This is a genomic window from Enterobacter sp. V87_3 (assembly GCF_029967835.1).
In the GTDB taxonomy this organism is placed as follows: Bacteria; Pseudomonadota; Gammaproteobacteria; order Enterobacterales; family Enterobacteriaceae; genus Enterobacter; species Enterobacter cancerogenus.
In genome coordinates this window covers 157,069-180,175 of the sequence record NZ_JASCAM010000022.1, presented here as the reverse complement: position 1 = coordinate 180,175, position 23,107 = coordinate 157,069, and the positions used below count along the sequence as shown (strand labels likewise).

The following is a 23,107-nucleotide window of genomic DNA, read 5'->3' as shown; positions in this document are numbered from 1 at the left end:
GTGAATATATTAAATAACCGTTCACTAAATAATTTAAGTAAACTTAACTAAAATTTCAGCGCTAATGAAATGATAAATTTCAGTTAAAAAATCGTGAAATCAATCACTACTCTCTCTATCTTTTTAGCGGAAAACTGTTATAACTGATCAGACCTGCCGAAGGAATAAAACATGCGGGACTTGCGAATGGACGCACTGCTGTGTGTACTATAGGGTCTGTCTGATGTCGGACAGGCTCTGTTTTTTTTTACTTATTTTATTTCGACACTCTTTATTGGCTTTTTATAGCGCTATGCGGGGCTCTGCCTGGCACCCGCGCAGTTCAGGGTTTCGTGTCATAAGAATCGAGACAAATGAAAATGATTCGCAAATAATACCGATACGCATTATTCTTAGCGCGTTAAATACATTTTCCGCATTATGACAAATAACCTCTCCCTTGCTCGCTTATAAGCAAATGCATATTACGCAATCGTCTTCTGAAGCCGGATATCCTTTCCGATAAACGCCTGCTTATACATTAACTCGCTCTGCCTCATATTAATCAGCAATCGTGCTGACATGGGGTAATTGATGACTGCCCGTCAGGCAGAGTACCTCCAATTCGCTGGCCTCATCATGACGGCGTATCTTTTTAGGGGTATGGCTGGTGAGGCAACTGGCATGGTATCTTGTCGTCCTGCCGCCTGGACCGCATACGGACGAAGGACTGAAGATGCTGAGATTACTCGAAGATAAAATTGCGACGCCCCTCGGGCCGCTGTGGGTGATTGCGGATGAGCAATACCATCTGCGCGCCGTTGAATGGGAAGAGCACAGCGACCGTATGGAAGCGTTGCTTAACATCCATTACCGCGCGCAGGGTTATGAGCGTGTATCTGCCACCAACCCGGGTGGCCTCAGCGATAAACTTACCGCCTGGTTCGAAGGCGAACTCGACATCATCAACGACCTGCCTACCGCCACGGGCGGAACGCCCTTCCAGCGCGAAGTCTGGCAGGCGCTGCGGTCTATTCCCTGCGGGCAGGTCATGCACTACGGCCAACTCGCGGAGCAGCTCGGTCGTGCGGGCGCAGCACGCGCGGTGGGTGCCGCTAACGGCTCGAATCCTGTCAGTATTGTGGTTCCCTGCCATCGCGTCATCGGACGCAACGGCACCATGACGGGCTATGCCGGTGGCGTGCAGCGTAAGGAGTGGTTACTGCGTCACGAAGGGTATCTTTTGCTGTAGAAACCAGGCTTTTAGTGCTTAATTTTCTTCCGGTTAGGCTAAAAATCCATAATCAAGCTGTGGAATTTCAAGAAGATGGCAACACGTTGGCGTCTCTTGTGTTTATTGGTCGTTTGTCAGGCTTACGTACTTACCAAAAAGATGTTAAAATTGACCAATATCAATTAAGGCTTGAGCAAACCTATGATCCCGGAAAAGCGAATTATACGACGCATTCAGTCTGGCGGTTGTGCTATCCATTGCCAGGATTGCAGCATCAGCCAGCTCTGTATCCCGTTTACTCTGAATGAGCATGAACTCGATCAGCTTGATAATATCATCGAGCGCAAAAAGCCGATTCAGAAAGGGCAGACGCTGTTTAAAGCGGGAGACGAACTGAAATCGCTCTATGCTATCCGCTCTGGCACCATTAAAAGCTACACCATCACCGAGCAAGGCGATGAGCAGATCACCGGCTTCCATCTGGCGGGCGACCTGGTAGGCTTTGATGCCATCGGTACTGGCCACCACCCGAGCTTTGCTCAGGCGCTGGAAACCTCTATGGTTTGCGAAATCCCGTTCGAAACGCTGGACGACCTGTCCGGGAAGATGCCTAACCTGCGCCAGCAGATGATGCGTCTGATGAGCGGTGAGATCAAAGGCGACCAGGATATGATCCTGCTGCTTTCTAAAAAGAATGCAGAAGAGCGCCTGGCTGCGTTTATCTATAACCTCTCCCGTCGTTTCGCAGAACGTGGCTTCTCCCCACGCGAATTCCGTCTGACGATGACGCGCGGCGATATCGGTAACTACCTCGGTCTGACCGTTGAAACCATCAGCCGCCTGCTGGGTCGTTTCCAGAAAAGCGGCATGCTGGCGGTAAAAGGCAAATACATCACCATCGAAAACGGTGAAGCGCTGGCGGTCCTCGCCGGACACGCCCGCAACGTGGCGTAACCGCTTCGCACGACGCCTGCCAGATCGATAAATCTTCGTAATTATTGATCTGGCAAAACTCTCCCCCCTGTTTCATTCAACATATATAGGTTACTCTTTTAATTACAGACTGTGGTGACAGTTGTAAGGAGACCTGTATGGCAAAGTATCAAAACATGCTGGTGGCCATCGATCCTAACCAGGACGATCAACCCGCTTTACGGCGTGCTGTGTATTTACATCAACGGATTGGCGGCAAAATTAAAGCGTTTTTGCCGATCTACGACTTCTCGTATGAGATGACCACCCTTCTGTCCCCTGACGAGCGTACCGCGATGCGTCAGGGCGTGATCGGCCAGCGTACCGCGTGGATCCGTGAACAGGCAAAATATTACCTGGACGCGGGCGTTCCCATCGACATCAAAGTGGTCTGGCACAACCGTCCCTTCGAAGCCATTATCCAGGAAGTGATCGCCGGTGGGCACGATCTCCTGCTGAAAATGACGCACCAGCACGACAAGCTCGAATCTGTGATCTTTACCCCTACCGACTGGCACCTGCTGCGTAAATGCCCTTGCCCGGTATGGATGGTGAAGGACCAGCCGTGGCCGGAAGGCGGGAAAGCTGTCGTGGCGGTCAACCTGGCAAGCGAAGAGGATTATCATAATTCCCTTAACGAGAAGCTGGTAAAAGAGACGCTTCACCTCGCCGAACAGGTCAACCATACCGAGGTACACCTGGTAGGCGCGTATCCCGTCACGCCGATCAATATTGCCATTGAGCTGCCTGAATTTGATCCCAGCGTCTATAACGACGCGATCCGCGGTCAGCATCTGCTGGCGATGAAAGCGTTGCGTCAGAAATTCAGCATCGATGAGAAAATGACCCACGTTGAAAAAGGGTTGCCTGAAGAGGTTATTCCTGACCTTGCCGAGCATCTGCAGGCCGGGATTGTGGTGCTGGGGACCATTGGCCGCACCGGTATTTCTGCCGCCTTCCTGGGCAATACCGCCGAACAGGTGATCGACCATCTGCGCTGTGACCTGCTGGTCATTAAACCGGATGAGTATCAGACCCCGGTTGAACTGGACGATGAAGAAGACGATTAACCCCTAAATAAAAGCCCGCCGGTAAAGGCGGGCTTTTTTATTACGCTTCGCTCAACCGTTGCGCAGGTGCCTCGTCGACGGCATCCATCCAGGGCGCGTGGAGAACCATGCTCGGCAGCGCCAGCTTGATCTCCTGCTGGTTCAGTCCCTCCAGAATACGGATATTAATCTCCTGCTGAATATCCATGTATTTGTTGTAATCCGCTGTATCAACGATATGAACCACCTCAAAGGTCAGGCGATCGCGATCGAAGCCCAGGAAATGGGCGCGGTCAAACTTCGTCTCACCGACGTCAGTAATAATCTGTTTGACCATCTCACCGACAGAACGCAGTTTGTCCGGCGCCGTATCGCTGGCGACACCGAAGGTAAAGACGATTCGCCGCGTTTGCATACGCTTATAGTTATGCAGCGTCTGTTGCAGCAGGATGGCGTTTCCGCAGACAATCTGCTCCCCGCTCAGGCTGCGGATGCGGGTGGTTTTCAGACCAATGTGCTCAACCGTCCCCGCGACATCGTTGAACACCACAAAATCGCCAATTTCGAAGGGTTTATCAAAACCGATAGACAGTGAGGCAAAGACATCGCTCAGGATTGTCTGCACCGCGAGGGCGATGGCAATACCCCCTACCCCAAGGCTGGCAACCAGAGCAGTGATGTTGACGCCCGCGTTAGCAAGAATAGACAGCAGCATCACTGACCAGACAATGGCACGGAGGATAAGCCCCGTGATCACCAGCGTCACCGGATTTTTATGGCTTCCCGGCACCAGCATGACGTGATGAAGCCACGACACCACCCCCTTATCCATCCATAGCGCCACCTGGATCGCGAAGACCAGGAACCAGGCGTGGCTCACGGTGCCAAAGAGATGGTCGGGTAAGTCGATGAAACGCAGGCTGAACAACAGTGCCACGATAAACAGCAAGATGCGGCTGGTGCGGTTAAGCATGTCCGTCAGGATAAAGCGCATCCGATTGGTGGTGGGGTGCTTGTCGCCCCAGGTGGTGATCCCTTTCTTAACGAAGGCGATCAGGCGCGTCAGCAGCCAGTACACCAGCAGCGTCACAAAGACCACCGTGGCGACGCCTATCCAGAAAGACGGCGTCATCATCAGCTCGATGATGTCGAAGCGGGACAAAAATCGCATTACACCTCCTCATGTTACACAAAGGGTAAAGTATAGACAGAGGAGAAAAGCCGGCCGCAGAAATAAGAAAACCGCCCCTGGGGGCGGTTTGTCAGGATGAAGCGGAATTACAGCGCTTTCAGAATCGCATCCACGCTGGCCTTGGCGTCGCCAAACAGCATATGGGTGTTTTCCTTGAAGAACAGCGGGTTCTGCACGCCAGCATAGCCGGTGTTCATCGAGCGTTTAAAGACAATGACGTTCTGCGCCTTCCACACTTCCAGAACCGGCATTCCGGCAATCGGACTACGCGGATCGTCCTGCGCTGCCGGGTTAACGGTGTCGTTAGCGCCGATTACCAGCACGGTGTCGGTATCAGCGAAATCATCGTTGATTTCATCCATCTCCAGCACGATGTCGTAAGGCACCTTGGCTTCCGCCAGCAGCACGTTCATGTGGCCCGGCAGACGCCCGGCGACCGGGTGAATACCAAAACGAACCTTGATCCCGCGTGCGCGCAGCCTCTCGGTAATTTCCGCCACCGGGTACTGCGCCTGTGCAACCGCCATGCCGTAGCCCGGGGTGATGATCACCGAATGGGCGTTTTTCAGCATCTCTGCGGTGTCTTCTGCGGTAATCTCGCGGTGCTCGCCCACTTCTTCATCAGAACCGGTAGAAGAACCGTCAGTACCAAAGCCACCCGCGATGACGCTGATAAACGAGCGGTTCATCGCTTTACACATGATGTAGGACAGGATCGCACCGGAAGAACCCACCAGCGCACCGGTGACGATCAGCAGGTCGTTGCTTAACATAAAGCCCGCCGCTGCCGCTGCCCAGCCCGAATAGGAGTTCAGCATCGATACCACGACCGGCATATCTGCCCCGCCGATGGAGGCCACCAGATGCCAGCCAAACGCCAGTGCGATGATAGTCATCACCAGCAGCGCCAGAACCTGCACGCCCACGCTTTCGGTCTGCACGAAGATCAGCAGCAACACAAAGGATACGACCAGCGCCGCCAGGTTCAGTTTGTGACGGTTAGGCAACATCAGCGGTTTTGAGGAAATTTTGCCGCGCAGTTTGCCAAAGGCCACAATTGAACCGGTAAAGGTGACCGCACCGATGAAGATCCCAAGGAACACTTCTGTCAGGTGAATGTTTACCAGAATCGGCTCCATCCCCGGTTCGTGATACAGGTAGCTGTTGAAGCCCACCAGCACCGCCGCCAGCCCGACAAAGCTGTGCAGGATCGCCACCAGCTCTGGCATTTCGGTCATTTCAACGCGTTTTGCCAGGCGAATACCAATCGCCCCGCCGATGATCATCGCCACCAGGATCCACGCAACGTTGCCGGTATCCGGCCCGAAGATGGTGGCAATCAGCGCAATCGCCATCCCGGCGATACCAAAATTATTTCCCTGCTGAGAGGTTTCGTGTTTGGAAAGCCCCGCCAGACTGAAAATAAACAGGATTGCAGCAACAATGTATGCGGCTGTTACTAATCCTCCAGACATATGCTACCCCTTAGCCTTTACGAAACATTTTCAGCATGCGCTGAGTGACGGTGAAACCACCGAAAATATTGATACTGGCGATCAGCACCGCGATAAAGCTCAGGAAGCTGATCCAGCCGCCGTGACCAATTTGCAGTAATGCCCCCACCACAATGATCCCCGAGATGGCGTTGGTAACGGACATCAGCGGCGTATGCAGCGCATGGGAGACGTTCCACACCACGTAGTAACCCACCACGCAGGAGAGCGCGAAGACGGTGAAGTGGCCGAGGAACTCTTTCGGCGCAACGTCGGCCAGCCAGCCAAACAGAATAATCACCAGCGCCATGATCGCGTATTTGCGCCACGGCGAGGCCGGTTTTGCGGGCTCTACAGGCTCAGGCGCGGCTTTAGGGGCGGCCTGAGGCTGGGCGGAAACCTGAATCGGTGGTGCAGGCCAGGTGATTTCACCGTCGCGTACCACCGTGACGCCGCGCACCACCACATCGTCGAAATCAACGGTGATGTTGCCGTCTTTCTCTTTGCAGAGCAGCTTCAGCAGGTTAACGAGGTTGGTGCCGTAAAGCTGGGAAGACTGCGTTGGCAGTCGGCCCGGCAGATCGGTATAGCCGATCACCTTCACGCCGTTGGCCGTGGTGATGACCTGATTCGGCACGGTGTATTCACAGTTCCCGCCGTTCTGCGCGGCCAGATCGACGATCACGCTGCCCGGGTTCATGCTGTCGACCATTTCACGGGTGATCAGCTTCGGTGCTGGTTTACCCGGAATCAGCGCGGTGGTGACGATAATATCGACCTCTTTTGCCTGCGCGGCAAAGAGCGCCATTTCCGCCTTGATAAAGGCTTCGGACATTACCTTCGCGTAGCCGTCACCGCTGCCCGCCTCTTCCTTGAAGTCCAGCTCAAGGAATTCGGCACCCATACTTTGTACCTGTTCTTTCACTTCCGGACGGGTATCAAACGCACGGACGATAGCGCCGAGGCTGTTGGCTGCCCCGATTGCCGCCAGGCCCGCCACGCCCGCACCTATCACCATCACTTTTGCTGGCGGCACTTTGCCCGCAGCGGTGATCTGACCGGTAAAGAAGCGACCAAATTCGTGAGCGGCTTCGACGATCGCGCGGTAACCGGCGATGTTGGCCATCGAACTTAAGGCATCCAGCGACTGCGCACGTGAGATGCGTGGCACAGAGTCCATCGCCATTACGGTCACACCGCGTGCGGCCAGTTTCTCCATCAGTTCCGGATTCTGAGCAGGCCAGAGGAAGCTCACCAGCGTCGTGCCCGCGTTAAGCAGCCCGATCTCACTCTCTTCAGGCGCATTCACCTTGAGAATGATTGGTGATTGCCAGACTTCCGCGCCGTCTACGACTTCTGCGCCAGCCTGAATAAAGGCCTCGTCATCGAAACTTGCCAGCTTGCCCGCGCCGCGTTCAACCGCGACGGTAAAACCCAGTTTAAGCAGTTGCTCCACCGTCTTCGGTGTTGCCGCTACGCGGGTCTCATTGGCTAACCGTTCTTTTGGTACCCCAATACGCATAGTTTTCCCTTCCATCGGTTATTGATGATGGTTTGTCGATAAATGACCGCGGCTTGTATCATTTTTCGCCACCGACATAGCGTCGAAAAATGAGTCACCCCGGAAAATAAAACAGTAACAAACTTTCTATAACCTACTGAAAATAGCGCCTGTGATCTACCGCCATAAAACACTATTTCTTATTTTATCTGTCAAAAATAAGCGATCGGCGTCACTGACAGGGATATTTACCTTAAATTCATCGCGAAGACCGATAAATCGCGCAAGCGAAGCGGTAAAAACATGATATAGCGCCATAAGAGAACAACTTATTAACATTAAATTAACTTGTAAAAGTCATATGCTTCATCAGTTTTGCTTGTCAAACGTCTGTTTTTTCAACATATCACTAAATGCTATCGAATTGGGTCACGCCGTGAGCACAGGCTGTGAAAAATGGCGCAGACAGCGACGGGTTTTAAATGCCATAATCGGGACCGTCTCAAATTAACAACAATACCAGTACATGGTTTGCGCAAGGCGAAGGATTATTTTTATGAAGCTTAAGAACACACTCCTGGCGTCCGCACTTCTTTCTGCGACCGCCCTGTCTGCGAATGCCGCGACAGAGTTAACGCCGGAGCAAGCGGCAGCGTTAAAACCTTTTGACCAGACGGTCATTGTGGGTCGTTACAACTCCATTGGCGACGCCGTTGCCGCCGCATCAAAAGCCGCCGATAAAAAAGGCGCAGCCTCGTTTTACGTCCTTGATCAATCCGATCAGGGCAACAGCGGCAACCAGCGCGTGACCATTGCGCTGTTCAAAGAAAATGCCCCGAAAGCGGACGCGCCGACAAACCGCGTCATTAACGGTATCGTAGAACTGCCAAAAGATCAGGCGATTGAGCTTGAGCCTTACGACACCGTTACCGTTCAGGGCTTCTATCGCAGCCAGCCTGAGGTGAATGATGTCATCACCAAAGCGGCGAAAGCGAAAGGGGCTTACGCGTTCTACATCGTGCGTCAGGTCGATGCCAACCAGGGCGGCAACCAGCGCATCACCGCGTTCATCTATAAACAAGATGCGAAAAAACGCGTACTGCAAAGCCCGGATGCCATCCCTGCTGATTCTGACGCCGGTCGCGCAGCGCTGGCGAAAGGCGGCGAAGAGGCGAAGAAAGTCGAAATCCCGGGCGTTGCTACCTCTGCAGCCCCAAGCGCTGAAGTGGGTCGCTTCTTTGAAACGCAAACCACTAAAGGTGGACGTTACGCTGTCACGCTGCCGGATGGAACAAAAATTGAAGAGCTGAACAACGCCACTGCTGCGCAGATGGTACCGTTCGACAGCATCAAGTTTACCGGCAACTACGGCAACGGTACGGAAGTCTCTTATCAGGTGGCGAAGCGTGCCGCGAAGAAAGGGGCCAAGTATTACCACATCACCCGCCAGTGGCAGGAACGTGGTAACAACGTGACCATCAGCGCCGACCTGTACAAGTAAGTAAAGGGTTTAGCAAAGGCGGCGCTGGCCGCCTTTTTTGTTACTTTTTTTAGAATTTCTGCCGCACATCATTGCATGCATTCGTGACACTCCGTAAAATCCCGCGCCTTAGTGTGATCCACCATTTTTATGCGCCTTAGCGAAATAATTATTCTGGATTTGGACCTTTCATAACAGGAAGCCAATGGAAAAGAAACTAGGCCTGAGTGCTTTAACTGCACTCGTATTGAGCTCAATGCTGGGCGCGGGCGTATTCAGTTTGCCGCAGAATATGGCGGCGGTCGCAGGCCCTGCGGCACTGTTGATTGGCTGGGGCATCACCGGGGTCGGGATATTATTGCTGGCCTTTGCCATGCTGCTGCTGACGCGTATCCGACCGGACCTGGACGGCGGGATATTCACCTATGCACGCGAAGGCTTTGGGGAGCTGATTGGCTTCTGTTCCGCATGGGGCTACTGGCTGTGTGCGGTCATCGCTAACGTCTCCTATCTGGTGATTGTCTTCTCTGCCCTCAGTTTCTTTACCGACACGCCAGAACTGCGTCTGTTCGGCGACGGGAACACCTGGCAATCCATAGTCGGTGCCTCGGTTCTGCTGTGGGTGGTCCACTGGCTGGTACTGCGCGGCGTTCAGACCGCGGCCAGCATCAACCTGGTCGCGACGCTGGCGAAGCTGGTGCCGCTTGGCCTGTTTGTTGTCCTGGCGTTTATCGCGTTTCGTCTGGACGTTTTCACGCTCGATTTCTCCGGCGTTGCGCTCGGCGTGCCCGTCTGGGAGCAGGTGAAAAACACCATGCTGATTACCCTGTGGGTGTTTATCGGTGTTGAAGGTGCGGTGGTGGTCTCTGCGCGGGCGCGGAATAAGCGCGATGTTGGCCGTGCTACCCTGCTGGCCGTACTGGCAGCGTTGGGCGTCTATCTTCTGGTAACGCTCCTGTCGCTTGGCGTGGTTGCTCGCCCGGAACTGGCCGGGATGCGTAATCCGTCGATGGCGGGCCTGATGGTCAAAATGCTCGGTCCATGGGGTGATGTGGTCATCGCAGCCGGGCTGATTGTCTCGGTCTGCGGGGCATATTTGAGCTGGACGATTATGGCGGCAGAAGTGCCGTTCCTGGCCGCAACGCACAAAGCCTTCCCGCGTCTTTTTGCCCGCCAGAATAAAAACAATGCGCCATCGGCATCGCTTTGGCTGACAAACATTAGCGTGCAGGTCTGTCTGGTGCTGATCTGGCTCACAGGTTCAGACTATAACACACTGCTGACCATCGCCTCTGAAATGATTCTGGTACCCTATTTCTTAGTGGGTGCGTATTTGTTGAAAATTGCCAGCCGTCCGGCTCACTATGCGGTAGGTGTCGGAGCCTGTCTCTACGGCCTGTGGCTGTTGTATGCTTCCGGTCCTATGCACCTGCTGCTGTCGGTGGTGCTGTATGCGCCGGGTCTGCTGGTGTTTATCTACGCGCGTAGTACCCATCAGCTCGATAATGCGCTCAAACGTCGCGAGATGGTGCTGATCGGGCTGCTGTTAATGGCCGCCGTACCGGCAACGTGGATGTTAATGGGATAACGCTGTTTGTCCCGTTGTTGAACTGTAAAGGAGAACACGATGGGACAAACACCGCATCGCCCAATACTGATTACCGGCGCAGGCCGTCGCATCGGCCTCGCCCTCGCCCATCATTTCCTGAACCTCCACCAGCCGGTGATCGTGAGCTACCGTAACGAATATCCCTCGATTGAGGAGCTGAGAAAAGCCGGGGCAATTTGCATCCAGGCAGATTTCTCGACCGACGAGGGAATACTGGCCTTTGCTCAGACGGTGAAAGCAACCACTCAGGGTCTGCGCGCCATCATTCATAACGCCAGCGCCTGGCTTGCCGAAAAGCCCGGTACATCGCTCAGCGACACGCTCGCCTGCATGATGCAAATCCACGTCAACGCGCCGTATCTGCTCAACCACACGTTGCAGGATTTACTGCGCGGCCACGGTCATGCCGCGGGCGACATTATCCACTTCACCGATTACGTCGTAGAGCGTGGTAGCGACAAGCATATTGCCTACGCGGCAAGCAAGGCGGCGCTGGATAACATGACGCGTTCGTTTGCCCGCAAGCTGGCCCCCGAAGTCAAAGTTAACGCCATCGCCCCGTCGATGATTTTGTTCAATGAGGGTGACGACGCCGAGTACCGCCAGCAGGCGCTAAACAAGTCGCTGATGAAAATTGCGCCGGGTGAAAAAGAGATCATCGACCTTATCGATTATCTGCTCACCAGCTGCTACGTCACTGGGAGAACCTTCGCCGTGGACGGTGGACGCCCGCTACGCTAGTGGAAGCGGCTCCAGAAGAAGATCAGCACCCAGGCGCTGAGCGCCCAGCATACCACTGCCCCGCTCAGCGCCAGAGGAAGACGAAGAAAGCCAGTGAAATACCACAGCGACAGTAGGTAGAGGAAATAAGGGATAATCGACCACATCCCAAAAACAATAGTACTGCGCAGCGCGTCATTGCCCCGCTCGGTGGCGACGATATAGTGCGCGATCAGCGCAAAGGTCGGAAACAGGGGAATTAACCCGGCAATATAGTAATTCTTCGTTTTTGCCAGCACACCAATCAATAACACCACCAGCGCGCCCAGCGCAGCCTTCATCACCAGCCCCATACTTTTTCCTATAACAATCAAGTAACAATGTCAGCCAGAATAACGAAACTGGCGTTAATAGTGAAAGAGTATATGGAAGGTTAAGGTTGTGAGGTGTATGTTGGCTTTTTTCGCGATAACAGACGCAGTATGAATAAGATCGTTTATGTAGAGGATGAACCCGAAGTCGGGCAACTGATTGCCGCTTATCTGGGTAAACATGATATGGATGTCATTGTTGAGCCTCGCGGCGACCGCGCCGAAGAGGTGATCTTGCGAGAAAACCCCGATTTAGTGCTGCTGGACATCATGCTCCCCGGCAAGGACGGCATGACGCTGTGCCGGGATCTGCGTGCGCAATGGGACGGCCCTATCGTCTTGCTGACCTCGCTCGACAGCGACATGAACCACATTTTGTCGCTGGAGATGGGGGCTAATGACTATATCCTCAAAACGACGCCGCCAGCCGTGCTGCTCGCGCGCCTGCGCCTTCATCTTCGCCAGCGAGCCAGCAATGAACGCGAAGCGCCTGCCTCTTCCCTGGCGCCGCATAAGGCGATGCGATTCGGCACGCTCTCTATCGATCCCGTCAATCGTCAGGTGCTGCTTTCCGGAGAGCCAATCGCCCTTTCAACCGCAGATTTTGACCTGCTCTGGGAGCTGGCGACTCACGCCGGACAGATCATGGACCGCGATGCGTTGCTCAAAAACCTACGCGGCGTCAGTTACGACGGAATGGACCGCAGCGTGGACGTGGCCATTTCACGCCTGCGTAAGAAGTTGCTGGATAACGCCACTGAGCCGTACCGCATTAAAACCGTGCGCAATAAGGGCTATCTTTTTGCCCCGCATGCCTGGGAAACCTGATCCCGCTTATTTCAGCGCATTCAGAATCTACGCATTTTGAATGCGCATTTGCAGTTTTCATCTCTTAATCAGGCTGTCTCGCACAGGCCAGCATGTTCAAGAAAACCGGTTTTCATGCTCCGCAAGGCAAAATATTTCCGCGCGAAACCATCACTTCACGGTAAGATTAGTCCTAAAGCCAACCTATATTACCTCGGCAAAACCGCAACAGAAGTAACAATACCTGTCTATTATCCGCATGCTCCTTAACGCAAGCGAAAGAATATCTAATGAATTGATGTTTTAGCAAAGAATATATTTTGCATTCGCTTTTCAAATTTATCGATCAAAATTCAGGCATTCAATTCATAAAATCGTTAAATTTTTGTAAGCACTTAAACCTGGCTTTATTGTTATCCCTATGAAAACAAAGGACAACCGCCGTAAAATTAAAAAATAGTGATCATTTTCAACAACTTATATAATTGCCGAAATCTGGATCGCATGCTAAACCTTATAAGCTCAAAATTTTTTAATGGTAGAGGTAAAGCGATGTCATGGAGAGTAATCAGCTCAATCATTTGTCCGAATACGGGAATTGTTTATTCGAGCATTTTGGGACTTAAGTTTCTGAAGCTGATCATATGGTACGAAAGTGATGTGTATTTGTACCCAGGGGACAGAATATACCCAACAAAAAAGGGTGTGTTCATCAATGGAATTTATAGCCCTATCTCCTTATACAACGTGTCTCCTTATAACGAAATGCTGTGGAATGAAATCAAAGACAAGATGGCGTGTCCGTTCAATAAAAATCAGCACGAAGAAATATGCTCTTATGCGATGCATTGCAACGCACGAAAATGTCCGCATGGATTTGCGACGAATCCATTAATTATGGGCGCGAACCGGAACAGACATTAATCGCCTTATCCCGGTGCAAACGCACAGTGCAAGAGAGGCGTAGTCTTCGGGTACAGGGAGACCAGAAATGTTGTCAGCAGGCGCAAAGCCTGCTTTCATAGCAGCACACAGGTTGCTGGATCTGCGTCTTCTCGGTGGTGTGCCATTAATGAAAAAGCTTTTTGTGCAGTTTTATCTGCTGCTGTTTGTCTGCTTCCTGGTCATGACCATGCTGGTCGGGCTGGTGTATAAGTTCACCGCTGAACGCGCTGGCCGACAGTCGCTGGACGATTTAATGAAAAGTTCGCTTTACCTCATGCGAAGTGAATTGCGTGAAATCCCCCCTCGCGACTGGGCGAAAACCCTGAAAGAGCTGGATCTCAATTTGTCGTTTGATTTACGCATTGAGCCGCTGAAGAATTTTGATTTAGACGCTCCAGCCCTCCAGCGCCTGCGGGATGGCGATATCGTGGCGCTTGATGAAAAGTACACTTTCATTCAGCGCATTCCGCGCAGCCATTACGTACTGGCCGTTGGCCCGGTTCCCTATCTCTATTTTTTGCACCAGATGCGGCTGCTGGACATGGCGCTGCTGGCGTTCATTGCCATCTCGCTGGCCTTCCCGGTCTTTATCTGGATGCGTCCGCACTGGCAGGACATGCTAAAGCTTGAAACCGCCGCGCAGCGTTTTGGCGAGGGGCATTTTACCGAGCGCATTCACTTCGACAGCGGCTCCAGCTTCGATCGCCTCGGGATCGCCTTTAACCAGATGGCCGATAACATTAACGCGCTGATTGCGAGTAAAAAGCAGCTTATCGACGGCATTGCTCACGAGTTACGCACGCCGCTGGTCCGCCTGCGTTACCGGCTGGAGATGAGCGAAAACCTCACCGAGGCGGAGTCCCTGGCGCTTAACCGCGACATCGGCCAGCTTGAAGCGCTGATAGAGGAACTGCTCACTTATGCCCGGCTCGACCGTCCGCAAAACGAACTGCACCTCACTACGCCGGACCTGCCCGTCTGGCTGCAAACGCATATTGATGATGTGCAGAGCGTGAATCCCCAGCGCGCACTGTTAACCGCCGTCACGCCAGGCGATTATGGTGCGCTGGACATGCGCTTGATGGAGCGCGTGCTGGATAACCTGATGAATAACGCGCTGCGCTACAGCGAGCACACTCTGCAAATCAGTTTAGATCTGCAGGGCAACCAGGCGAGCCTGACGGTTGAGGACGATGGGCCTGGCATTGCCCCCGATGAGCGCGAAAACGTCTTTGAACCCTTTGTCCGTCTCGATCCGAGTCGCGATCGCGCCACGGGCGGCTGCGGTCTGGGGCTGGCGATTGTGCACTCTATTGCGCAGGCGATGGGCGGCACGGTGCGTTGCGATGACAGCCCCCTCGGCGGCGCGCGCTTCTGCTTTAGCTGGCCGGTGTACCATACTATCCCCCTTCCTGTCCCTGCCTGACCTAAACCGCACGCTGGCCTGACCGGGCGTGCTGTGCTATACCATAAGTATGTTGTAACTAATGAGAGTGATTATGGCGACTTACGATCTCATCGAACGGCTCAATGCCACGTTCCGAAGTATTGAGCATGAACTGCTGACGTTGACGGAACATTTACAGGCGTGTCGCCTGCTGGCGGCGCGCGTGTTTTCGCTTCCCGATGTGGCAAAAGGGGCGGAACACGACCCGCTGCAAACCATTGAGGTGACACAGCACGTCGGCAAAAGTGCGCTGACGCTCGCGCTTCAGCACTATCGCCGCCTGTTTATCCAGCAACAATCCGAGCAGCGCAGCAGCAAGGCGGCCGTGCGCCTGCCGGGCGTGATCTGTCTGCAAACGGATACCACCACGCGTGAAGCGCTGGAGGCGCACATTCAGCGCATCAATGCCCTGAAAAACGCCTTTGAGAAAATCGTGACCGTGGAGTCCGGGCTGGCACCCGCCGCCCGCTTCGAATGGGTTCACCGCCAGCTACCGGGATTAATTACCCTGAATGCGTACCGTACGCTCACGGCGCTGCGCCACCCCGCCACGCTCCGCTTTGGCTGGGCCAACAAGCACATCATTAAAAACTTCACCCGTAACGAGGTGCTGGACATGCTGGAGAAGAGCCTGAAAGCCCCGCGCACGGTCGCTCCCTGGTCGCGCGAGCAGTGGATAGAACGCCTGGAGCAGGAGTATCACAGCATCGCCTCATTACCGGCAGATACGCGTCTTAAGATAAAGCGTCCGGTGAAGGTGCAACCTATCGCCCGCGTCTGGTATTCGGGGCAACAAAAGCAGGTGCAGTACGCCTGCCCAACGCCGCTGATCGCGCTTTACGATAGTGAGCAGGGGGCGGTGGTGCCGGACATTGGCGAACTGTTGAACTACGATGCCGACAACGTTCAGCATCGCTATAAACCGCAGGCGCAGCCGCTGCAGCTGATCATTCCACGGCTGCACCTGTATGTGGCGACGTGATTACTTCATGCTGCCGACCATCTCTTCCGGACGGACCCAGCTGTCAAACTCGGCGTCCGTCAGGTAACCCAGCGCCAGCGCCGCAGCTTTCAGGGTCAGCCCCTCTTTGTGGGCTTTTTTGGCGATTTCAGCCGCTTTGTCATAGCCGATATGGGTGTTGAGCGCCGTAACCAGCATTAACGACTCATTGAGCAGCTGGCCGATGCGCTCGCGATTCGGCTCGATACCCACCGCGCAGTGCTCATTGAAGCTCTCCATGCCGTCCGCTAGCAAACGTACGGATTGCAGCAGATTATGGATCACCATCGGGCGATAGACGTTCAGCTCGAAGTTACCGGATGCGCCGCCCATGTTGACGGCCACGTCGTTGCCCATCACCTGACAGCAGAGCATGGTCATGGCTTCACACTGGGTTGGGTTCACCTTGCCCGGCATGATTGAGCTGCCCGGTTCGTTTTCCGGAATAGCGATCTCACCGATACCGCAGCGTGGGCCTGATGCCAGCCAGCGCACGTCGTTGGCAATTTTCATCAGCGATGCCGCCAGCCCTTTTAGTGCGCCATGGGTATGAACCAGTGCATCGCAGGTCGCCAGCGCTTCGAACTTATTCGGCGCGGTGACAAACGCCTGCCCGGTGATGGCCGCCAGCTCCTCTGCCACGCGTACCGCATACTCCGGATGGGTATTGAGTCCTGTGCCCACCGCCGTGCCGCCTAATGCCAGCTCCGACAGATGCGGCAGGCTGTATTCGATGTGCTTGAGATTGTGCTCAAGCATCGCCACCCAGCCCGAGATCTCCTGGCCGAGGGTCAACGGCGTGGCATCCTGCAGGTGCGTACGGCCAATTTTGACGATATTGCGGAACGCCTGCGCTTTTTCGTGGAGAGTGGTTTTGAGCACATTCAGCTGCGGGATCAGCTGCTCGCGAAGGGCGATCACCGCGGCCACGTGCATCGCCGTCGGGAAGACATCGTTGGAACTCTGGCTTTTATTGACGTCGTCGTTCGGGTGAACCTTGCGCTCCATCCCGCGAACGCCGCCCAGCAGTTCGCTTGCCCGGTTCGCCAGCACTTCGTTCATGTTCATGTTGCTCTGGGTGCCCGAACCGGTCTGCCAGATGGCAAGCGGGAATTCGTCGGGATGTTGCCCCTTCAGCACTTCATCTGCGGCGTCAATGATGGCGCGGGCTTTCTGGGCCTCCAGCAGGCCTAAATCCTGATTAACTTTGGCTGCTGCACGCTTGGTCAGCGCCAGCGCCTGGATCAGCGAGACGGGCATTTTCTCGGTTGAAATGCGGAAATGCTCAAGCGAACGCTGGGTCTGCGCGCCCCATAGCTTGTCAGCCGGGACGTCGATTGCGCCCATCGAATCTTTCTCGCGGCGATGCGTTGTCATTACTTTCTCCTTGATTATCAAGATGGGATTGCTCACATGCTTAAGAGATAAGTATTGATGACTTCTGAGAAACGTTATGGCGCTTTGTGCGCTCTTTTTGATGTCGGGTGGCGGCTTCGCCTTACCCGACCCACGAGAATGTAGGCCGGGTAATGTAGTCAGACTACTTCACACACGCCGAACACTGGGAAGACTGGATCTGTTTGAAGAAGTCATTGCCCTTGTCATCCACCAGGATGAACGCCGGGAAATCTTCCACTTCAATTTTCCAGATCGCTTCCATACCCAGTTCCGGGTACTCCACACACTCCAGGCTCTTAATGCTGCCCTGCGCCAGCACGGCTGCCGGGCCGCCGATGCTCCCGAGGTAGAAGCCACCGTGCTTGTGGCAGGCATCGGTCACCTGCTGGCTGCGGTTGCCTTTGGCGAGCATGATCATGCTCCCGCCGTTGGCCTGCAGCTGATCGACATACGAGTCCATACGGCCCGCCGTGGTTGGGCCTAAGGAGCCGGACGCATAGCCTTCTGGCGTTTTCGCCGGACCGGCGTAGTAGATTGGATGGTCTTTAATGTACTGCGGCAACCCTTCGCCGTTATCCAGCCGCTCTTTGAGCTTCGCGTGGGCGATGTCACGTCCAACGATGATCGTTCCGTTCAGGGAGAGGCGCGTTGAGACCGGATACTGAGACAGTTGCGCCAGAATCTCGCTCATCGGACGGTTCAGGTCCACGTGAACCGCTTCCCCCTCGCCCGCCTTACGCAGCGATTCAGGGATATATTTACCCGGATTATTCTCCAGTTTTTCGATCCAGATGCCGTCGCGATTGATCTTCGCTTTGATGTTACGATCCGCCGAGCAGGAGACGCCCATTCCCACCGGGCAGGATGCGCCGTGGCGCGGCAGACGAATCACGCGAATATCGTGGGCAAAGTATTTCCCGCCAAACTGCGCGCCCAGCCCCAGATTCTGCGCTTCCGTCAGCAGTTCCTGTTCGAGCTGCACATCGCGGAACGCCTGACCATGCTCGTTCCCTTCGGTCGGCAGGCCGTCGTAGTATTTCGTCGACGCCAGCTTAACAGTTTTGAGCGTGCTCTCGGCTGACGTCCCGCCAATCACGAAGGCGATGTGGTACGGCGGGCAGGCCGCCGTGCCGAGGGTACGCATTTTCTCGACCAGATAGTTTTTCAGCTTGCCTGGGGTAAGCAGCGCTTTGGTCTCCTGGTAGAGGTAGGTTTTGTTGGCTGAACCGCCGCCTTTGGCGATGCAGAGGAATTTATACTCATCACCGTCAACGCTGTAGAGGTCAATCTGTGCGGGCAGGTTGGTGCCGGTGTTGACCTCTTTATACATATCAAGCGCGGCGTTTTGCGAGTAGCGCAGGTTGTCTTCGGTATAGGTGTTATACACACCACGCGCCAGCGCGGCTTCGTCGCCGCCACCGGTCCAGACGCGCTGGCCTTTCTTACCGGTGATAATGGCAGTGCCGGTATCCTGACAGGTAGGCAGAATGCCTTTGGCCGCAATATCGGAGTTTCGCAGGAACTGCAGCGCAACGTATTTATCGTTTTCGCTGGCCTCCGGGTCGCTCAGGATATCGGCAACCTGCTGCTGATGCGCGGGGCGAAGCATAAAAGAGGCATCGTGAAACGCCTGCTGCGCCAGCAAGGTCAGCGCCTGCGGATCCACTTTGAGGATCGCCTGGCCTTCAAACTCTGAGACGGAAACGTAATCGCGGGTAAGCAGGTAATACTCGGTTTGATCCTTGCTGAGCGGGAAAGGATCCTGATACTGGAAGGGTTTGTTCGACATTGTTCTCTCACTTACTGCTTGGGTCTGATTATGTAGGGCAGATGTTCCGCTGCCCGGCTTAAAAGCGAGTTAGCTTATCCTACACAATTTTTTAACAAAAACTGAGACTAGTACGACTTTTTACATCCGCAGGTTACTTCGGGGCGGTTTATTGCTTTAATACCCGCAGTTAATTCCACATTTGAATCAGGGCTTGATAATGCAAAAACTCATCAACTCAGTGCAAAACTATGCCTGGGGAAGTAAAACTGCGTTAACGGATCTCTACGGTATCGCGAATCCAGACCAACTGCCGATGGCAGAGCTGTGGATGGGCGCACACCCGAAGAGCAGCTCAAAAATCGAGGACGCCAACGGTCAGGTGCGCAGCCTGCGTGACGCCATCGACGCCGATAAAACGGCCCTCCTTGGCGATAAAGTTGCCAGCCGTTTTGGCGAACTGCCGTTCCTGTTTAAGGTACTGTGCGCCGACCAGCCGCTTTCCATTCAGGTTCACCCGAACAAGAAAGCCTCCGAAATCGGTTTTGCGAAAGAGAACGCGGCAGGTATTCCGCTGGACGCCGCCGAGCGTAATTACAAAGATCCTAACCACAAGCCGGAGCTGGTTTTCGCCCTTACCCCTTTCCTGGCGATGAATGCCTTCCGCGAGTTTTCAGAGATTATCTCTCTGCTGCAACCCGTCGCGGGCGCCAACAACGCCATTGCGCATTTCCTTGAAAACCCAAACGCGGAAGGCCTGAGCCAGCTGTTTGCCAGCCTGCTCAACATGCAGGGTGAGGAGAAATCGCACGCGCTGGCGATCCTCAAAGCCGCGCTGAACGACCAGCAGGGCGAGCCGTGGGACACCATCCGCTTTATTTCAGAATTCTACCCGGACGACAGCGGCCTGTTCTCTCCGCTGCTGCTGAACGTGGTGAAGCTCAATCCGGGCGAAGCGATGTTCCTTTTTGCCGAAACCCCACACGCCTACCTGCAGGGTGTGGCGCTGGAGGTAATGGCGAACTCGGATAACGTGCTGCGCGCCGGCCTGACGCCAAAATACATCGACATTCCGGAACTGGTTGCCAACGTTAAATTTGTGGCGAAACCCGCCGCCGAGCTGCTGACCCAGCCGGTGAAGAATGGCGCAGAGCTGGACTTCCCAATCCCGGTAGACGATTTTGCGTTCTCCCTGCACGATCTTAGCGCAGACGAAACTGCCATTGCGCAAGAGAGCGCGGCGATCCTGTTCTGTGTGGAAGGCGAAGCGACGCTGCATAAAGGCGAGCAGCGTCTGGTGCTGAAACCCGGCGAGTCGGCCTTCGTGGCGGCAAACGAGTCTCCGGTAAGCATTAGCGGTAAGGGCCGTCTGGCGCGCGTTTTCAATAAGCTTTAGGGACTTACTGAATTTTTTAACAACTCTTGCTAAGCTAGTAACAGGCGTTGTATCACCAGGCGGTTTTCACCGCCTGGTTTCATTTTAGGGATAATCGCAATGAAAAAATCGGTCGTAGCGGTAGGAGTGATTGTAGCTTTAGGCGTGATCTGGACGGGAGCTTCCTGGTATACCGGGAAACAACTGGAAAGCCGTCTGGCAGAGATGATGGCCCAGGCAAACAGCGAGATTAAGCGCAGCGCGCCGGAGGCAGGCCTGGAGCTGAGCTATCAGGACTATAAGCGTGGCGTCTTTACCAGCCATATGCAGGTGGTCGTGAAGCCGGTTGCCGGTAACCAGAACGCCTGGCTGAAACCGGGTCAAAGCGTCGTGCTGGACGAAGTGGTCAGCCATGGTCCCTTCCCGCTGGCGCAGTTAAAGACGTTTAATCTGATCCCATCCATGGCATCAGCACGAACCGTGCTGGTCAATAATGAGGTGACGAAACCGCTGTTTGATATGGCGAAAAACACCTCTCCGTTTGAGATCAATACACGCATCAGCTATGCCGGAGACACCCACTCCGATATCGACCTGAAAGCGCTGAACTATGAAAAAGGCACCGATAAAGTTGCCTTTAGCGGCGGTAATTTCCAGCTTGATGCCGATCGTGACGGTAAGAATGTTTCCCTGACCGGGGATGCAGAAAGCGGCCTGGTGAATTCCGTCAATGAATACAACCAGAAGGTCCAGCTTACTTTCAATAACCTGAAAGCCAGCGGCAACAGCCGGATGACCGATTTTGATGAGCGCATTGGCGACCAGAAACTGAGCCTTGATAAAATCGCCATTGCGGTTGAAGGCAAAGAGATGGCCGTGCTGGAAGGCATGGATCTGGACGGCAAATCCGACGTGTCTAAAGACGGCAAAAGCATCAATACGCAGCTGGACTATAGCCTGAAAAGCCTGAAAGTGCAGAATCAGGACCTGGGTACCGGAAAACTGTCGCTGAAAATCGGCAATATTAACGGTCAGGCGTGGCACGAATTTAGCCAGAAATACAGCAAAGAGAGCCAGGCCCTGCTGAGCGATGCTGCGCTGCAACAGAATCCGCAGGCTTACCAGCAGCAGGCGATGGCGGTGCTGTTTAATAACCTGCCGATCCTGCTGAAAGGCGAACCGGTAATCACCGTTGCGCCGCTGAGCTGGAAAAATGGCAAAGGCGAGACCAACTTCAATCTGTCACTGTTCCTGAAAGATCCGGCCACCGCGACGGGTGAAGTACAGACGCTGGCGCAGGAAGTGGATCGCAGCGTGAAGTCACTCGACAGCAAGCTGACAATCCCGATGGATATGGCTACCGAGTTTATGACGCAAATTGCGAAGCTCGAAGGCTACGGCGAGGACGATGCGGGCAAACTGGCTAACCAGCAGGTGAAAGGTCTGGCGGCAATGGGCCAGATGTTCCGTATCACGAAGGTGGAGGACAATACCATTTCCACCAGCCTGCAGTACGCGAACGGCCAGGTCACCCTCAACGGCAACAAAATGCCGCTGGAGGACTTCGTGGGTATGTTTGGTATGCCGACGCTGGGTATACCTGAACCGGCTGCGCCAGCGCCCGCTCCGGCGGTACCGCAGCAGTAAATGTCAAAACCCCTCGCATGAGGGGTTTTTTCTTGCCGGATGAGGCCTGTGGATCCGGGCCGTGCAAGCGCAGTGCTGCAGAAACTACTTCGCCGTCACCAGTCGCGCCGCCACAATCTGGTGTCCGGCCTGGACATCGGTATTTTCGATGCGCTGCATGATCCTGTCCGCCAGGGTATACCCCATCTCACGCGCAGGAGTTGTGGCCCAGACAATCGGCAGATCGTCGAGTGCGTTCTCCCCGACATCCGCAAAGGCCCCCAGCGCCACCTGATGCCCAAAGAACGTTTCAACGCCGCCCTCACCGCTCTGGCGACCGGCGCGGATCAGGCCGAACCAGGCACCCATCGCAATCACATCGTTATAGCAAATCACGGCGCTAATGGTTGGGTTACTGCGCAGCAGCGTCCCCATCGCTTCCGCCGCTCGCTTTTGGCTGGATTCGCACTCCACGACCCACTCGCTGTGGAACGGCAATCCGTATTTGATGAGCGTAGCGCAGTAGCCGCCGACCCGCTCGGCACGCGTCAGGGACGAACTTTTACCGCCCAGCCACGCGATACGCTGGTGTCCACGACGAATAAGATGTTCGGTCAGCATTTGTGCCGCCTGCATGTTGTCCGGGCGCAGCGTATCCGCCTCATCGAGATAACTTGCGCGCGAGGCAATCACCAGCGGAACGCCTTTTTCGGCGGCGCGCTCGCACAATTCACTGCCCACGCCCGATGCGCCCGCGACGATCACGCCATCAACGCCCTGGGTCAGCAGCATGTCGAGCCTGGAGAGCAGCTGTTCTGGCTCGCGCCCGCCGTGAAGCAAAAAGACCATCCGCCCCTGCGCCTCAAGCGCTTCGGTTAGCCCGGCGGTCAACTCGGCGTAAAACGGCGAGGTCAGGTCACGCACGATCAAACCAATCACCCCGCTTTGCCCTCCGCGCAGCGCCGAGGCCTGGCGGTTACGCACAAACCCGAGCTGCTCAACGGCCTCGTTGACGCGCTGACCCGTCGCAGACGAGATGCGACCTTTCCCGCTCAGCACCAGTGAAACGGTACTCACGGAAACGCCCGCCGCGAGCGCGACATCGTTGATGGTGACTTTTTTCGCTACAGCCATGGGTTGG

General features: G+C 54.8%; 19 protein-coding genes. 12 read left to right on the top strand and 7 right to left on the bottom strand.

Going from position 1 to position 23,107, the window contains the following annotated elements:
- Positions 1 to 715 precede the first annotated feature (715 nt).
- The 3 genes from ogt to uspE all read left to right on the top strand — a co-directional run bounded on the left by ogt (position 716) and on the right by uspE (position 3,255).
- Positions 716 to 1,231: a methylated-DNA--[protein]-cysteine S-methyltransferase gene (gene ogt / locus QLG21_RS10150; protein ID WP_282484319.1), complete on the top strand. Its 516-nt coding sequence runs from the start codon at positions 716 to 718 to the stop codon at positions 1,229 to 1,231.
- A gap of 183 nt (positions 1,232 to 1,414) precedes the next feature.
- A complete protein-coding gene (gene fnr / locus QLG21_RS10145; RefSeq protein WP_006174991.1) occupies positions 1,415 to 2,167 on the top strand; it encodes a fumarate/nitrate reduction transcriptional regulator Fnr in 753 nt (250 codons plus the stop codon).
- A gap of 137 nt (positions 2,168 to 2,304) precedes the next feature.
- Positions 2,305 to 3,255 (top strand): universal stress protein UspE, encoded by a 951-nt coding sequence (gene uspE, locus QLG21_RS10140; protein WP_006174990.1) that lies wholly within the window; start codon positions 2,305 to 2,307, stop codon positions 3,253 to 3,255.
- Between the two features lie 40 nt (positions 3,256 to 3,295).
- On the opposite strand, the gene QLG21_RS10135 is transcribed toward uspE, so the two are convergent.
- The 3 genes from QLG21_RS10135 to pntA form a co-directional block, all read right to left on the bottom strand.
- Positions 3,296 to 4,405 (bottom strand): mechanosensitive ion channel family protein, encoded by a 1,110-nt coding sequence (locus QLG21_RS10135; protein WP_137848501.1) that lies wholly within the window; start codon positions 4,403 to 4,405, stop codon positions 3,296 to 3,298.
- Positions 4,406 to 4,512: 107 nt separating this feature from the next.
- Positions 4,513 to 5,901, bottom strand: a complete 1,389-nt coding sequence (gene pntB, locus QLG21_RS10130; protein WP_282484318.1) for a Re/Si-specific NAD(P)(+) transhydrogenase subunit beta — start codon at positions 5,899 to 5,901, stop codon at positions 4,513 to 4,515.
- Positions 5,902 to 5,911: 10 nt separating this feature from the next.
- Positions 5,912 to 7,441 carry a Re/Si-specific NAD(P)(+) transhydrogenase subunit alpha gene (pntA, locus tag QLG21_RS10125; RefSeq protein WP_137848500.1) on the bottom strand — a complete coding sequence of 510 codons (1,530 nt, stop codon included), beginning with the start codon at positions 7,439 to 7,441 and terminating at the stop codon, positions 5,912 to 5,914.
- A gap of 535 nt (positions 7,442 to 7,976) precedes the next feature.
- Here pntA and ydgH point away from each other — a divergent pair.
- From ydgH to folM, 3 genes are all read left to right on the top strand, one after another.
- Positions 7,977 to 8,921, top strand: coding sequence for a DUF1471 family protein YdgH (gene ydgH / locus QLG21_RS10120; protein WP_282484317.1), 945 nt, complete (start codon positions 7,977 to 7,979; stop codon positions 8,919 to 8,921).
- Positions 8,922 to 9,105: 184 nt separating this feature from the next.
- On the top strand, positions 9,106 to 10,488 hold the full coding sequence (locus QLG21_RS10115; RefSeq protein WP_282484316.1) for an amino acid permease: 1,383 nt from the start codon (positions 9,106 to 9,108) through the stop codon (positions 10,486 to 10,488).
- A gap of 39 nt (positions 10,489 to 10,527) precedes the next feature.
- Positions 10,528 to 11,250, top strand: a complete 723-nt coding sequence (gene folM, locus QLG21_RS10110) for a dihydromonapterin reductase (RefSeq protein WP_282484315.1) — start codon at positions 10,528 to 10,530, stop codon at positions 11,248 to 11,250.
- On the opposite strand, the gene QLG21_RS10105 is transcribed toward folM, so the two are convergent.
- The gene (locus QLG21_RS10105) at positions 11,247 to 11,582 is read right to left on the bottom strand and encodes a GlpM family protein (RefSeq protein ID WP_088207397.1); all 336 of its coding nucleotides are present in this window, start codon (positions 11,580 to 11,582) and stop codon (positions 11,247 to 11,249) included. The two genes, folM and QLG21_RS10105, sit on opposite strands and share 4 nt — an antisense overlap.
- A 129-nt stretch (positions 11,583 to 11,711) precedes the next feature.
- Here QLG21_RS10105 and rstA point away from each other — a divergent pair, with 129 nt between their 5' ends.
- From rstA to tus, 4 genes are all read left to right on the top strand, one after another.
- On the top strand, positions 11,712 to 12,428 hold the full coding sequence (rstA, locus tag QLG21_RS10100; protein WP_137848496.1) for a two-component system response regulator RstA: 717 nt from the start codon (positions 11,712 to 11,714) through the stop codon (positions 12,426 to 12,428).
- Between the two features lie 483 nt (positions 12,429 to 12,911).
- Entirely contained in the window at positions 12,912 to 13,331 is a 420-nt protein-coding gene (gene iraM, locus QLG21_RS10095) for an anti-adapter protein IraM (RefSeq protein ID WP_337278001.1), read from the top strand.
- A gap of 148 nt (positions 13,332 to 13,479) precedes the next feature.
- The gene (rstB, locus tag QLG21_RS10090; protein ID WP_282484314.1) at positions 13,480 to 14,778 is read left to right on the top strand and encodes a two-component system sensor histidine kinase RstB; all 1,299 of its coding nucleotides are present in this window, start codon (positions 13,480 to 13,482) and stop codon (positions 14,776 to 14,778) included.
- 73 nt (positions 14,779 to 14,851) lie between these two features.
- Entirely contained in the window at positions 14,852 to 15,781 is a 930-nt protein-coding gene (gene tus / locus QLG21_RS10085) for a DNA replication terminus site-binding protein (RefSeq protein WP_102890997.1), read from the top strand.
- Here tus and fumC read toward each other — a convergent pair whose 3' ends face one another.
- Together fumC and fumA are read right to left on the bottom strand one after the other, a co-directional pair.
- A complete protein-coding gene (gene fumC, locus QLG21_RS10080; protein WP_282484313.1) occupies positions 15,782 to 17,176 on the bottom strand; it encodes a class II fumarate hydratase in 1,395 nt (464 codons plus the stop codon).
- Between the two features lie 163 nt (positions 17,177 to 17,339).
- A complete protein-coding gene (gene fumA, locus QLG21_RS10075; RefSeq protein WP_006174975.1) occupies positions 17,340 to 18,986 on the bottom strand; it encodes a class I fumarate hydratase FumA in 1,647 nt (548 codons plus the stop codon).
- A 199-nt stretch (positions 18,987 to 19,185) separates the two neighbouring features.
- On the opposite strand from fumA, the gene manA reads away from it, so the two are divergent.
- The gene (gene manA, locus QLG21_RS10070) at positions 19,186 to 20,361 is read left to right on the top strand and encodes a mannose-6-phosphate isomerase (RefSeq protein WP_282484312.1); all 1,176 of its coding nucleotides are present in this window, start codon (positions 19,186 to 19,188) and stop codon (positions 20,359 to 20,361) included.
- 99 nt (positions 20,362 to 20,460) lie between these two features.
- Entirely contained in the window at positions 20,461 to 21,987 is a 1,527-nt protein-coding gene (locus QLG21_RS10065) for a YdgA family protein (protein WP_282484311.1), read from the top strand.
- An 84-nt stretch (positions 21,988 to 22,071) separates the two neighbouring features.
- Here the strand turns inward: QLG21_RS10065 and QLG21_RS10060 are convergent, their stop codons facing one another.
- Positions 22,072 to 23,100, bottom strand: coding sequence for a Mal regulon transcriptional regulator MalI (locus tag QLG21_RS10060; protein WP_006174972.1), 1,029 nt, complete (start codon positions 23,098 to 23,100; stop codon positions 22,072 to 22,074).
- Positions 23,101 to 23,107: the final 7 nt, after the last annotated feature.

Coding starts and splice junctions, on each gene's coding strand:
- fumC (WP_282484313.1), bottom strand. CDS start 17,176: ATGACAACGCATCGCCGCGAGAAAGATTCGATGGGCGCAATCGACGTC.
- manA (WP_282484312.1), top strand. CDS start 19,186: ATGCAAAAACTCATCAACTCAGTGCAAAACTATGCCTGGGGAAGTAAA.
- ydgH (WP_282484317.1), top strand. CDS start 7,977: ATGAAGCTTAAGAACACACTCCTGGCGTCCGCACTTCTTTCTGCGACC.
- QLG21_RS10115 (WP_282484316.1), top strand. CDS start 9,106: ATGGAAAAGAAACTAGGCCTGAGTGCTTTAACTGCACTCGTATTGAGC.
- QLG21_RS10060 (WP_006174972.1), bottom strand. CDS start 23,100: ATGGCTGTAGCGAAAAAAGTCACCATCAACGATGTCGCGCTCGCGGCG.
- pntB (WP_282484318.1), bottom strand. CDS start 5,901: ATGTCTGGAGGATTAGTAACAGCCGCATACATTGTTGCTGCAATCCTG.
- rstA (WP_137848496.1), top strand. CDS start 11,712: ATGAATAAGATCGTTTATGTAGAGGATGAACCCGAAGTCGGGCAACTG.
- folM (WP_282484315.1), top strand. CDS start 10,528: ATGGGACAAACACCGCATCGCCCAATACTGATTACCGGCGCAGGCCGT.
- QLG21_RS10065 (WP_282484311.1), top strand. CDS start 20,461: ATGAAAAAATCGGTCGTAGCGGTAGGAGTGATTGTAGCTTTAGGCGTG.
- iraM (WP_337278001.1), top strand. CDS start 12,912: ATGCTAAACCTTATAAGCTCAAAATTTTTTAATGGTAGAGGTAAAGCG.
- fumA (WP_006174975.1), bottom strand. CDS start 18,986: ATGTCGAACAAACCCTTCCAGTATCAGGATCCTTTCCCGCTCAGCAAG.
- uspE (WP_006174990.1), top strand. CDS start 2,305: ATGGCAAAGTATCAAAACATGCTGGTGGCCATCGATCCTAACCAGGAC.
- pntA (WP_137848500.1), bottom strand. CDS start 7,441: ATGCGTATTGGGGTACCAAAAGAACGGTTAGCCAATGAGACCCGCGTA.
- ogt (WP_282484319.1), top strand. CDS start 716: ATGCTGAGATTACTCGAAGATAAAATTGCGACGCCCCTCGGGCCGCTG.
- rstB (WP_282484314.1), top strand. CDS start 13,480: ATGAAAAAGCTTTTTGTGCAGTTTTATCTGCTGCTGTTTGTCTGCTTC.
- tus (WP_102890997.1), top strand. CDS start 14,852: ATGGCGACTTACGATCTCATCGAACGGCTCAATGCCACGTTCCGAAGT.
- QLG21_RS10105 (WP_088207397.1), bottom strand. CDS start 11,582: ATGGGGCTGGTGATGAAGGCTGCGCTGGGCGCGCTGGTGGTGTTATTG.
- QLG21_RS10135 (WP_137848501.1), bottom strand. CDS start 4,405: ATGCGATTTTTGTCCCGCTTCGACATCATCGAGCTGATGATGACGCCG.
- fnr (WP_006174991.1), top strand. CDS start 1,415: ATGATCCCGGAAAAGCGAATTATACGACGCATTCAGTCTGGCGGTTGT.